The organism is Methanobacterium petrolearium (assembly GCF_017873625.1).
Classification (GTDB): Archaea; Methanobacteriota; Methanobacteria; order Methanobacteriales; family Methanobacteriaceae; genus Methanobacterium; species Methanobacterium petrolearium.
Genome location: NZ_JAGGKL010000006.1, coordinates 108089 through 120863, shown reverse-complemented (window position 1 = coordinate 120863; position 12775 = coordinate 108089). Strand labels below are relative to the sequence as shown.

Sequence of the window (12775 nt, the reverse complement as noted above, 5' to 3'; positions counted from 1 at the left end):
GGAGGTTAATAAAGCCTATGGCAAATAATAACCCAAATTCTGAGCTTTCTCATGATGAAACTCTCAAAATTAGTACTTACAAATCTTCAGGAGACATAGATGTCCCTGATAAGATTATAGATCAGATAATTGGCCAGAAAGAGGCTGTGGAAACAGTTAAAAAAGCAGCAAAGCAGCGCCGTAATGTTCTCTTAATCGGTGAACCCGGTGTGGGAAAATCCATGCTAGCCAAGGCAATGGCTGAATTGCTCCCCCCTGAGGAATTACAGGATATATTGGTATATCCTAATATGGAGGACAGTCACAATCCCTTAATCGGAGTAATGCCTGCTGGTGAAGGAAAAAATGTAGTGACCAACTACAAAATCAAGGCAAAAGGACAGGAAGAACGCAAAAACATGTTCATGATTGCCATCATCAGCCTTATCCTGGTGATTGGTTTTGTAATGAACCAACCCCTGGCAGCAATAATAGCCGCAGGTATTGTATTCCTGGCAATACAGCAGATGAAACCGCGCAGTTCAGTGATGGTTCCTAAACTTTTAATAAATAATGAAAGAAAAAACATGGCCCCATTTGTGGATGCCACTGGAGCTCATGCTGGAGCCCTTTTAGGTGATGTTAGACATGATCCTTACCAGTCTGGTGGACTGGGAACCCCTGCCCACGAAAGAGTGGAACCAGGAATGATCCACAAAGCCAATAAAGGAGTACTCTACGTTGACGAAATTGGATCTATGGTTATGAAAACCCAACAAGAGCTCCTAACTGCCATGCAGGAGAAAAAATATCAGATAACTGGGCAGAGTGAAACCAGCAGTGGAGCAATGGTTCGTTCCCAGGAAGTCCCATGTGATTTCGTACTAGTTGCTTCCGGAAACCTGCATGTTCTGGAAGGAATGCACCCTGCACTCAGAAGCAGAATACGTGGTTATGGTTACGAAGTTTTCATGAAAGACACCATGAAAGACACCACGGAAAACCGTGATAAACTGGTCCAATTCGTGGCCCAAGAAGTTAAAAAAGATGGTAGAATACCTCATTTCAGTAGTGAAGCTGTTGCTGAAATAGTACACGAAGCCCAGCGCAGAGCCGGTAAAAAAGATTCATTAACCCTCAAATTAAGGGATCTCGGGGGTTTAGTAAGAGCTGCCGGTGACATAGCAAAGGGTGAAAAAGCAGATGCCGTCACAGTAAAACATGTTCTAAGCGCTAAAAAACTGGCAAGGACGTTAGAACAACAAATCGCTGATAGATACATTGTCCAGAAAAAACGTTATAGAGTATTCAAGTCCGAAGGTGGTGAAGTTGGAAAAGTCAATGGATTAGCCATTATCGGAGATCGTAGTGGCATTATAATGCCAATCGCTGCTGAAGCAGCACCTGCACAGAGTAAAGATGAAGGTAAAATCATTGCCACTGGAAAACTGGGAGAGATTGCTAAAGAAGCAGTACAAAACGTAAGTGCCCTGATAAAGAAACATACTGGAACTGATATATCCAACTATGATATTCACATACAGTTCCTCCAATCCTATGAAGGAGTTGAAGGAGATAGTGCCAGTGTATCTGTGGCAACTGCAGTTGTATCCGCACTGGAAAACATACCTGTTGACCAATCAGTAGCCCTTACAGGATCTTTAAGCATTCGGGGCGATGTGCTCCCTGTTGGAGGAGTCACTGGCAAAATCGAAGCTGCAGCAGAAGCAGGAATACGCAAAGTCTTAATTCCTAAATCTAACATGGAAGATGTCCTGATAGAGGAACACTACCGTGAAAAGATTGAAATCGTACCTGTAGAAACTCTGAGTGAAGTTTTAGAGCATTCACTTCTCGGAAAAGGTAAAAAAGGTCTCATGGACAAGATGCAGAAAATCACGGACATGGTACCTACGGGAATACTCCATAAACCTACAACCAACTAATTTTTTAAGGTTTATTCCCAATATTCCCCTTTTTAAAATTTTTCAGATATTAAATTGAGTGATTAGATCTAAAATGTTCGTTTGCTTAATTTTTTTAGAAAAGTTCACAAAGTCTAAAAAACCTATTACTTTAAAAGCATTGAACTACTAATTTATAAAAAGAAAAAAAGTAAATATGGATTTTTTTAATTATCTCTGCTATTTTTAAGATGCTATTTGTAGAGTTATAATTGGATTTGCCTGATTTTACTTGAACTGAATTAATGATATTAATAATCATTACTTGAATTATTAAATAAGGAAGATAACATGGAAAGTTTATTATTTGAAGATTTAGAATTATCTCGTGAAATGAAAAAGGCCATAGCTGACATGGGATTTGAAGAAGCAACTCCTATACAATCCCTAGTTTTACCACATATATTAAATGGTAGGGATGTCATTGGCCAGGCACAAACCGGAACTGGAAAAACAGCAGCTTTTGGAATACCAGTTTTAGAAATGTTGAACTTGTCTAGTAGGGATGTTCAAGCAGTCATTTTATGTCCAACCCGAGAACTTGCCATTCAAGTTGCAGAAGAAATAAAAAAACTATCTAAATATAAAAAAGCTTCTGTGCTACCAGTTTATGGTGGTCAACCCATTGAAAGACAAATCAAAGCCCTGAAAAGAGGAGTACAAATTGTTATTGGCACTCCTGGAAGGGTAATGGATCATATTCACCGCCGCACCCTTAAAATGGACCAGGTGAAGATGATTATCTTGGATGAAGCAGATGAAATGCTTGATATGGGTTTTAGAGATGACATTGAATTCATCCTCAAACGAATTCCTGACCAGAGACAGATGCTGTTATTTTCAGCTACCATGTCTCCGGTGATCCTGGGATTAACTCGAAAATATCAGAACAATCCTGAAATGCTGAAAGTAGCCCATCAGGAACTGACAGTTCCTGAAATTCGTCAGATATATTTCGAAGTCAAGGAAAAAATGAAGTTAGACCTTTTAACCCGACTCATAGATATGCACAACCTGAAACTATCTTTGGTATTTTGTAACACTAAACGAAGGGTTGATCGCCTTGTGAATCACTTACAAACTAGAGGATATTTTGCGGATGGACTTCATGGGGATATGAGTCAGAATCAACGGGACAGAGTTATGTCCAAGTTCAGGAAGGGCCAGATCGAAATTCTGGTAGCCACAGATGTAGCAGCCAGAGGAATAGATGTGGATGATGTGGAAGCAGTTTTCAACTACGATGTGCCAAACAACGAAGAGTACTACGTCCACAGAATCGGAAGAACTGGGCGTGCTGGTAAAACCGGCCAGGCATTCACCTTTGTATCTGGAAAAGAAATATACCAATTAAGGGATATTCAGAGATACACTAGGGTTCGAATCGAACAGCAAAAAATCCCATCCCTTAGTGAAGTTGAAGAGGTCAAAAGAGATCTTTTCCTGGAAAGACTAAAAAAAGAGATCAATACCAGTAATTTAGATAGAGAAGTGTACCTGATTGAAAGATTAATGGAAGAAGATTACAACTCACTGGATATTGCTGCTGCTTTATTAAAACTTTACACCGGCAGGGAGGACTCCCGTCAAAATTCTGATTCGGAATATGGTGATACCGGTGCTCAGCCAGGTATGGTAAGATTTTTTGTAAACGTGGGTCGTAAACAAAAAGTTAAAGCTAAAGATATAATCAAAGCCATCCGTGAAGTTTCAGGACTCTCTTCAACTAGCATTGGCAGGATCGATGTTCTTGAAAAATTCTCCTTCATAGAACTACCTGCAAAAAATGCTAAAGAAATTTCCAGCACCCTTCAAAAGAAAGGAATTAAAGGTTTAAGAGTGAATTTGGAACCTGCCCATAAAAAAATGTAAAAAATGGTTTATTCCATTTATTGTTCTTTTTTAAGATCTTTGGAAATGGTGAGTCTGATTGGTATCATGGGAACGAATAAATTTTCAACCACTGCTAAGGATGTTCACTCCTGAGTATGAACCGTAGATTGAAATAGCACAGAATATTAAAATAAAAATTTTTTTTATTGTTGATGGTTAACCTGCCCTCAAGAACTTATGGTGAAGTATTTGAACCGACTCCGGAGATAGGCTATGACTATAATAACACAGACTTATCTCCACCAGATCTGTAAAAAGAGTTATACTTAGAGGGTCTATGATAATCTGAATTATTTTTAATTATTTATTTTCGGTTTGGCATGATTTTTTTTGAGAATTAATTGAGTATATCCTATTCTGTTTTGTTAATTGGGATATCATTAGTTTTAAAAACTGGCGATAGCGTCCTCTTGTGAATCATAAATCTGGAAGAGTGGAGTAAAACCAGCGATTTCAAAGACTTCCAGAACATACTGTTGTAAACCGGATAATTTTAAGGTGCCCCCCATTTTATTTAGTTTTTTAAGGGAGGCTAACATCACTCTTAGACCAGAACTACTGATATAGTCCACCCCAGAAAGATCAGCTACTATTTGGATTTTGCCAGAGTCAATGATTTCATTGAACTTACCTTCAACCAGGTTCGAGTTATAGGCATCCAACCGACCACTCACAAATACTACTTCTACACCATTTACACTTTTTCCAGTTATTTCCATTTTGCACACTCCCTATCAACAACAATTACACAATATCTGTTTAAGTTAACTTGAGTGGGTTTCCCATTCCTGTACTATGTAATTAAATAATTCTTTAGCAAATTCAGAGTACACATCCACGGTTCCAGGATCAAAATTCACACTATGAAGGTATTGTAGACGTAGGGCGTCACCGTCCAGATATTCTGGCATCAAACCACTGAAGAAAAATCTCATTTTTTCGATTTCAGGACATAGTATGGCGGTGTTAGGATCCTTTAGTGGAAGATCCAGAACTATTAGTTCGATCTTTCTCTTTTTTAGATCCTGAACATGAAGTTTTAGTTCATCCATGAAATCTGTTCCATATTTGTTAACTCTTAAAAAAGCACTAGCCATTTCTGGTAAAATGTGTGAGTGAATATCAGAATGAAAAGCTAAATTAACATTATCAGGGTTTGCCATTTTCAAAACCCTTTTTAATCCAGTGTGTTTGTAGATTTTCCTGAGTACATATTGATGTTTATATGGTAAAAAGACGGTTTGTTCCTGGTCAGGTGCCACGAGCACGTAAAAGAGGGCTACAGTACGGCGGATCCCCACATCCTCAGTTTTCATTTTTTTAAAGATTGCAGTGGGCGGGGAATGTGCCAAGACAAAACCAGTCTCTTTGGCGCCCATTTCCACATTTGACTTTTGAGATGCCATATGAACTGTCACAGCTCTACTGTAAAGGCCTAAAATGCCTTTAGATGCCACTTCTTTCATCATCATCTTCTTCATTTTTGGGAAAAGTCCCCTTCCACGGTAACAGGGGTCCACCGCGGCCAGAGCAGATTCCCCTACGTGATCATCAGGAGTTTCCAGGAAAACCCCCAGATGACCCACAATTTCATTCTGTTCGTTTACAGCAACACAGGAGGTAACCAGTCCAGATTTTATTAGAGATGCGAATTTTTCAGGATAATAAATCTCTTCATGGGGATAGGTGTAACCATAAACACGATATATTAACCTGGCCAGGGACACTGTTTCATCTGGACGCATTAAACGTAAATCAACCATTTCTGATTTAGGGGCCAGATCTTCTTTAGGGGATATAAGTGTATTTGGAGGAGATTCCAGTTCATTAACCGATTCAAAGGGGAAATTTTTAACCAATTCTACCACCTTTCCTTTTTTCCCCAAATATTTGCTTTTGATCTCATCAGTACAAGCTCTCATGAGTTTAACCCCAATATCAGAGTTTTTTTCTTCTTTAAGTCGCTGAAGGTTAAAGGGTATGCCTTGATCTCGTATCGTGACCCTAAAACAAGTAGGTTCACGGTGAATTTTTACCTTATAATATCCATGTTCCCCGGGCTCATAGGCGTGTTCAATGACATTATGGCATGCTTCTTCAGTTGCCAGCTCTAAATCCCTCACAGCAGATTCATTCAACCCATAACCTGAAGTTACATCTCTAACTGCACGTAAAACAATGGGAAGTAATCTTAATTCTGCTTTTACCTTTAATGAGGCAAGTGTCTCTTTATCTGTAGTTCCAGGGGGCATGCTGTTCCTCCATGCAACTTATTTGTGATGAATGAAAAAATGAATGAAAAAATAGTAAGAAAATAATTAAGTAGGAAAAACTTCAAATAAAGGTCTTTACCTTTGCTTTTCAGGGGCAAGTTGTCATTATTAGAAAGTTTTTTCAAGGTAAACCCTCCAATATTATTTAAGACTGAATTTAATAATATAATTTTGCTTTATTTGTAAAATAGTAAGTCTTTACTTTGGAAAAGTGCGCTGAACATATTTCTGATGTGAAGGGAGTAGTTAGGATTCATCTTGAGAATGTTCTTCTTTTTCTTCTTTCTTTTCTTTGGGATTTTTTTTGGATAAAATCCCGATTAAACCACCTATAACTCCCAATATTCCACTACTAACGAAACTAATCACTGCATTGGCTGCCACATTTGATAAATTACCGGGAACGTAAATAATGGCTGCTATAAGGGAACCCATTCCCCCTGCAAGGCCTCCGTTAATGGCACCTTCTTTATACACACCACCTGCCCAGTAAGCTGCTATTAAACCCCCTATTATCGGTGCAAAAATACTTATATACATGGCTACTGAAGCATCCACAGATTTAAAAACAATTCCAATTGTTTCTAGAACGATTGTTACCACAAAACCAATAGCTACTGCTGTCCAGTTTACCATTCATTCGCCCTCCTTTCAGTATTCCTGTTTTAAATGAATGAACTCCATTTAACCTTTAATCAATATCCCAATTATTCCTCCAATGATTCCCAGTATAAGACCAACAATGGATCCTAATGCCAAACCACCAATCACTGCAGTGAATGCTCCTAGCAAAGCAGTGCCTAAGATCGCACCACCAAAAAGCCCACTAATGCCTCCGTTAACTGCACCATCCTTGTAGTCCCCTCCAGCCATGTAAGCAGCAACCAGGCCTCCTATTACAGGGGCTAAAACTCCTAAAAATGGTATGATTATGCTGACCAAACCAATGATTACAGTTGTAACTATACCAACAATAACCGGGGTCCAATCAGTCAATTGTTACACCATTTAATTTTTTTTTAAAGAGGAATTAAGATCTAAGTATATCACTTGATCATGTTACAATCCTTTTTTTAAAGTATCAGCCACTAAACCAGCCACTGAAACACTGCTGACTTCTGATTTAAGAGTGTCAGTTCCAATCACATCATCTGCTCCGGCTGCGAATATCTTCAGAAGAGCATCCTCAACCAAAACTGGATGCACACAGCTAACCAGGATCCTTCTGGCTCCGTGCTCCTGTAGAATACCACAGGAATTGACGATGGTACCTCCGGTGCTGATGATATCATCAATGATCACCGCATCTTTTCCCTCAACATCCAGATTTTTAGGTTTGGTTTCCACTTTATCAGGGGATAGGCGCACCTTCTCCAGATAATCAGATCCACACCCTAAAATATTGGCTATTTCATCGGCAAAGCCTAGAGCGCCCTTATCAGGAGCTACAATTACAGGATCTTCAACACTATTTCTTATATGATTGGCTAATGTGGGCATAGCCGACAAATTATGTGCAGGAACATTGAAAAGGTTACAAATGCTTGCTTCATGGAGATTTATGCTGTATATTTCACTGGCGCCTGATTGTTCAATTAACTGGCATACCACCTCAGCAGAAATGGCTTCTCCACTATTGAAACTTTTTTCCTGCCTACCATAACCAAAATAGGGGATCACTGTTTTTATTTTTTTGACACCCATTTTGTGAATTGTTTTCAGAATCAAGAAAAGTTCCATAAGATTTTCATCTTGAGGATAACCAGTGGACTGTACCACTACCACCCCATCTTCAACATCACCTTTTATTCGAATATAACGTTCTCCATCCGGAAATTTTTTACTTTCAAGGGGACATAGTACATCACCCATTTCTCGGGCAATATTTGCTGCCAGTTTCTGGGAAGAAGATCCTCCTATTATCATCAAGAATCACCATAGATTAATTAAAATATTACTAAAGATATGCAATGGCTTATTTCAACTTCCAAAGCTATTAATGTCATTTGAAGATGATGCCAGTTTTTAACTTTCACTTTTAATTATTTGTTAACTTTATTAATAAGCTTCCCATAACATAGGTTAAATAAAAGCTGGAGAGGTAGTTCAATGCATGAATTATCCATGGCAGAAGCCATAGTGGAAACAGTACTTGACGTTGCAGAAAAAAATGACGCCCAGGAAATAGTGGAAGTCACAATTGAAGTGGGAGAGCTTACCATGCTCAATCCGGAGCAGGTTAAATTTTTATTGGGTGTTTTAGCTGAGGATACCCTCCTTGAAGGTGCAGAAATCATAATTGAAGAGGTTCCAGTTGAGATCAAATGTCGTAACTGTGAATTTACAGGATTAGCCAATACCGATGGTTCTGACCATTATTTGGCTATTGTTCTATGCCCTAAATGCAATGAAAGGAATGTGGAAATTTTAAAAGGAAGAGAATGTAACGTTAAAACAATTAAAATAGAAAAAAGTGATGAAAATGCATAAAATTGCAGAAGTGGAAGTTCAACATGATATAATGGTGGCTAACCGCAAATTAGCCCGGAAAAATCAGAAAATGCTGGATAATAATCAAGTCTATTCCGTTGATGTTGTGGGAGCCATAGGATCCGGAAAAACAACCCTCATCGAGGCATTAATAGATGCTATGGACTGTAATATAGGGGTTATTGCCGGTGATGTCATTAGTAAATACGATGCAGGTAGATTTGAAAAACATGAAGTACCAGTAGTAGGATTGAACACTGGTAAAGAATGTCATTTAGATGCTCATCTAGTGGAACACGCTTTTCATGATTTACCTCTGGGAGATATTGACCTGTTATTCATAGAAAATGTGGGTAACCTTATATGTCCTGTGGACTTTGAACTGGGCAGCCACATGCGTATGGTAGTTATCAGTGTCACTGAAGGAGATGACACCGTGGAGAAACACCCATTAATATTCAAGGATGCTGATCTGGTGGTAATCAACAAGGTCGATCTGGCTGATGCTGTGGGTGCAGATTCAGATAAAATGGTCAATGATGTTAAACAGTTAAACCCCGATGTTCAAGTTATTAAAACAAGTTTGAAAACTGATAAAGGTTTTGATGAAGTAATGAAAGCCATTGAAATTTCTATAAGTGAGAATTGAATTAAAAGAATTGAATAAAAAGGTAGGGTGATGGGTTGAAGATATGGATCGACATAGTTAATGCCCCGCATGCAAGGTTTTTCCAGAGTATAATCCGTTACCTGGAGCGTCAGGGTGAAGAAGTTTTCGTAACCACCCGCAGGTTTGGGGACGTTCACCGGCTCCTGGATCTGTTCAAAATTAACTATCAGTTGGTGGGGTGGCATGGAGTTACTCTGGAGGAAAAACTCATTCGCAGCACACAGAGGGCATATGAACTTTCACAGATTATAAGCCGTGAAAAACCGGATGTAGCTGTTTCTAAACATTCTATTGAACTTCCCAGGGTTTCTTATGGTCTTAAAATCCCCAGTGTTTTTGTTCTGGATAATGAACATGCCATAGCTGCGAACAAACTCACGTTACCTCTCTGTGACAGGATCATACTCCCTAAAGTAATCAAACCAGAAAGTTTGGTACGTTGTGGTGCTAATCCAGACCATCTGTTACCTTACAATGGCACATCTGAGATTACTCATCTTGTTGATTTTCAATATAATCCTCACATATTCCAGGACCTTAAATTAGACCTTGAAAAAGAAAAAACCATACTGATGAGGCCTGAACCGTCCCTTGCTTCTTATCTGGATGCTGACTGTCATAAAACTGTACTTTCTCCCATTGTGGAAGCCCTGGAGGATCAGGCCAATATCCTTGTAATACCCAGATTCAGGGAACAGCAGCAGATATTTGAGAGCGATGATAATATAACTCTGATAAATCCTCCTGTGGATACTTTCAGTTTAATGAAGGCCTGTGACCTGGTGATAGGTGCTGGTGGAACCATGAACAGGGAAGCCGCTCTCCTGGGAACTCCAGTAATATCCTGCTATCCTGGAACTCTACTATCAGTGGATGCCTATTACATAGAAAAGGGACTTATGAAACGATCAACAAATCCTGAAGAAATAGTTAAGATAGCTAAAGAGCTTCTCAAGGATGATTACAGGGTTCAAAAACTTTCTACTGATGATTTGTTTAACATCATCATCGAAAACATCTATGATGCAGCTAACAGCCGGTAGTTAATAAAGATGGTTTATAGGTGTAATCACCCTCTGTGACAAAAGAATTTCATATATGAATTTCATATATACATTAATTTCATGTTACTGTATTGAAATTTATGGAAAAATAATAATTTGGTAGTGGACTGGCCGGGATTTGAACCCGGGGCCTCCGCCATGCCAAGGCGACGCTCTACCAACCTGAGCTACCAGCCCTTTATAGCACTTATCTTTTGGTCTATTTAAACTTAATGCTCCATATATTAATCTTTCTTATCAAAACATTTCTCTACTTCACAAAGCTTTTAAAGAGGTACTTATCTAACAAATATATAAAACATTTAGAATACTCTTACTATAAATTCAATAAATCCAATTAATTCGTATTATAATTTGAATAAACTATACAATATAAACATCACAAATATTAAAAGGCTTTTTATGAATTCAAAATATTCATAAGTTTAAATTTTCCATATAACGTCCAGATTGGAGGATCAGTATAAATGGCTTTAATTGCTCAGAATCATTTACAGTACATTATTGAAATAGCAGTTATAATTCAAATAGGAATATTCTTTTTATTGAACCTGGCCCCAATGTCTTTAAACCTAGTTCTCATGGTGGCCATGATCGTTGCGGCAGGATTCGCCTTACTCTTTGGAATGGATGCCATGTTATTATTCATACCTGGCTTCACCCACTCAGAATTCACCCATCCCTATGGACCACTCGCCCTTCTGGCGGTTGTAACCATTATGGCAGCTATCCCAATTATGGAAAAGTCTGGAATCAACACCCGAAGCCTTAAACTGTACATGTATGGTGTTATTTTATTCATAACCATAGCTGGAGGTTTAATGCACAGGTCATTCCTGGCTTTATGGTTACTGGGACTCTTCATTGGATTTTTCATTATCTCCAAGTCTTTCCGCCAGAAATCTGTTTTCACAGTTAGGCGAATTATTTTCGTGGTTGCAGCGGCAATAGCAGGATTTGGATCCCTGGAATTACTTTCCAGAGCTTTGGACATGAGTGTACTTAGTCCCTTACTCAGAATTACCCGGATTGAAACCTACTCATTATCCAGCCTTAAAATGGTAATTAACCATGCAACTCTTACTGGACACCAATATGGTTCTTGTTACTGGCAGGATGCCTGTCTGGGAGGATCCGATGGATATATCTCACTGCCAGTTACATTAATAACGTTATTTGGTTTGCCCTTCCCTCTTTTTTATGGAATACTGGTAACCAAGAAGGATGTTATTGATTACATGTTACCTGGCATATTTGGGGTGGCATTTGACTTCGGCTATCTTTTCCTAATCTTTTTACTGATATGGTGTATTTTTGTCATGTATTTAGGGTTTAACATACTCAGAACATACAGGAAAAGGAGGGAAAATGGGGATAAAAAATGTTTGGGGAGGGAAGCTCTACTAATAGGGTCCTTAACTGCTTTCATTACTCAGGCAACCATGGGACTGTTTCTGATGAACCGTTCCATCAATGGAACAGCTCTTTTAACCTTTATCATATTGAGTGCACTGGTAGTCGGTCATGTAGTGTTGATCAAAAAATGAATGGCTGTAAATAGGTTAAGGGATTTAAATCATTAAGAGTGTTAAATGTAAAAATATTAGAGGGAATATTTCATGAAAAAAGCTATAATATTATTGGCATGCCCTGAATCACCATCTCAAACTCCTCTGGCAATTTATGCCACCAATAAATTAACTCGAATGGGATATGAGGTTACATTGGCCAGCACACCATCAGCCAAAAAACTACTGGAAGTATCAGACCCTGAAAAACATTATCTAAAAAACAAGATAGACATAGAAACCTGTCTTGATGGCCTAAAAGAGGGAGATTATGATCTTCTTTTAGGATTCGTTCCCAAAGATGCCGCAGTTAGTTATTTTGTAACATTTTATCACATCCTCAATACTAAAAGCTTGGCCCTGGTTTTCGCCCGCGATCAGGAGAAATTGGACTACTTTGTAAACACAGTCAGAGAAAATACCGAAGCTGAAATAGCATCTGCCCGGGCGTACCACAACCCCACACCATTAAGAGTTCGCCTGGACAGGGCACTGAAGAAATTCGACAATAAAACCCTACCAGAAGATGCTAATAGCGACAGTGAAGGGGAGGGTTCTTAGATGTTTTGTCTTGAAACTTATCTTCGTATGTCTGAAGACTACCAGATACACATGACCCGTTCAGGGTTCAAGGACTGTGCTCGTTTCATAGAAGAGAACGCCGTGGAAGTGGTTCATGTTAAACCTGGAGAAAAAATAGTGGGAGCCCGAATAATTGGAATACCCCCAGTACCAATCGGAATAAACGATGAAAAAGGCACTATAATGTTACCATACACCAAACCCTGTTACGGAACAGCAACCGTTGAGATACCTGTTCCTAAAGATGAAATAGAGAAAATAAGGGCTGTTGGTATAGATTAATTTTTAACGT

Annotated in this window: 13 protein-coding genes and 1 tRNA gene; 8 read left to right on the top strand and 6 right to left on the bottom strand. The window is 38.8% G+C overall.

Annotated elements, in window-relative coordinates:
- The first annotated feature begins 17 nt into the window (after nt 1–17).
- Both lonB and J2743_RS07115 read left to right on the top strand, forming a co-directional pair.
- The gene (gene lonB, locus J2743_RS07120) at nt 18–1925 is read left to right on the top strand and encodes an ATP-dependent protease LonB (RefSeq protein WP_209625888.1); all 1908 of its coding nucleotides are present in this window, start codon (nt 18–20) and stop codon (nt 1923–1925) included.
- A gap of 309 nt (nt 1926–2234) precedes the next feature.
- A complete protein-coding gene (locus J2743_RS07115; protein WP_209625887.1) occupies nt 2235–3815 on the top strand; it encodes a DEAD/DEAH box helicase in 1581 nt (526 codons plus the stop codon).
- 407 nt (nt 3816–4222) lie between these two features.
- Here J2743_RS07115 and J2743_RS07110 read toward each other — a convergent pair whose 3' ends face one another.
- The 5 genes from J2743_RS07110 to J2743_RS07090 form a co-directional block, all read right to left on the bottom strand.
- On the bottom strand, nt 4223–4555 hold the full coding sequence (locus J2743_RS07110) for an STAS domain-containing protein (protein WP_209625886.1): 333 nt from the start codon (nt 4553–4555) through the stop codon (nt 4223–4225).
- Nucleotides 4556–4600: 45 nt separating this feature from the next.
- A complete protein-coding gene (locus tag J2743_RS07105; protein ID WP_209625885.1) occupies nt 4601–6088 on the bottom strand; it encodes a GNAT family N-acetyltransferase in 1488 nt (495 codons plus the stop codon).
- A 267-nt stretch (nt 6089–6355) separates the two neighbouring features.
- Nucleotides 6356–6745 (bottom strand): DUF5518 domain-containing protein, encoded by a 390-nt coding sequence (locus J2743_RS07100; RefSeq protein ID WP_209625884.1) that lies wholly within the window; start codon nt 6743–6745, stop codon nt 6356–6358.
- Nucleotides 6746–6793: 48 nt separating this feature from the next.
- Nucleotides 6794–7105, bottom strand: coding sequence for a DUF5518 domain-containing protein (locus tag J2743_RS07095; protein WP_209625883.1), 312 nt, complete (start codon nt 7103–7105; stop codon nt 6794–6796).
- 63 nt (nt 7106–7168) lie between these two features.
- A complete protein-coding gene (locus J2743_RS07090) occupies nt 7169–8035 on the bottom strand; it encodes a ribose-phosphate diphosphokinase (RefSeq protein ID WP_209625882.1) in 867 nt (288 codons plus the stop codon).
- A gap of 183 nt (nt 8036–8218) precedes the next feature.
- Between J2743_RS07090 and hypA the strand changes: the two genes are divergently transcribed.
- From hypA to J2743_RS07075, 3 genes are read left to right on the top strand one after another with little or no spacing between them, the layout of a single operon-like run.
- Nucleotides 8219–8599, top strand: coding sequence for a hydrogenase maturation nickel metallochaperone HypA (gene hypA, locus J2743_RS07085; RefSeq protein ID WP_209625881.1), 381 nt, complete (start codon nt 8219–8221; stop codon nt 8597–8599).
- Nucleotides 8592–9248, top strand: a complete 657-nt coding sequence (gene hypB / locus J2743_RS07080) for a hydrogenase nickel incorporation protein HypB (protein ID WP_209625880.1) — start codon at nt 8592–8594, stop codon at nt 9246–9248. The genes hypA and hypB overlap by 8 nt, the downstream gene beginning before the upstream one ends.
- A 35-nt stretch (nt 9249–9283) precedes the next feature.
- Nucleotides 9284–10312 (top strand): DUF354 domain-containing protein, encoded by a 1029-nt coding sequence (locus tag J2743_RS07075; protein ID WP_209625879.1) that lies wholly within the window; start codon nt 9284–9286, stop codon nt 10310–10312.
- Nucleotides 10313–10436: 124 nt separating this feature from the next.
- Here the strand turns inward: J2743_RS07075 and J2743_RS07070 are convergent.
- Nucleotides 10437–10510, bottom strand: a tRNA-Ala gene (locus J2743_RS07070).
- Nucleotides 10511–10800: 290 nt separating this feature from the next.
- Here J2743_RS07070 and J2743_RS07065 point away from each other — a divergent pair.
- The 3 genes from J2743_RS07065 to J2743_RS07055 all read left to right on the top strand — a co-directional run bounded on the left by J2743_RS07065 (nt 10801) and on the right by J2743_RS07055 (nt 12765).
- Nucleotides 10801–11880, top strand: coding sequence for a hypothetical protein (locus J2743_RS07065; protein ID WP_209625878.1), 1080 nt, complete (start codon nt 10801–10803; stop codon nt 11878–11880).
- 72 nt (nt 11881–11952) lie between these two features.
- Nucleotides 11953–12462: a DUF1890 domain-containing protein gene (locus J2743_RS07060; RefSeq protein ID WP_209625877.1), complete on the top strand. Its 510-nt coding sequence runs from the start codon at nt 11953–11955 to the stop codon at nt 12460–12462.
- Entirely contained in the window at nt 12463–12765 is a 303-nt protein-coding gene (locus tag J2743_RS07055; RefSeq protein WP_209625876.1) for a DUF1894 domain-containing protein, read from the top strand. It begins immediately after the preceding gene.
- The last annotated feature ends 10 nt before the right edge of the window (nt 12766–12775 follow it).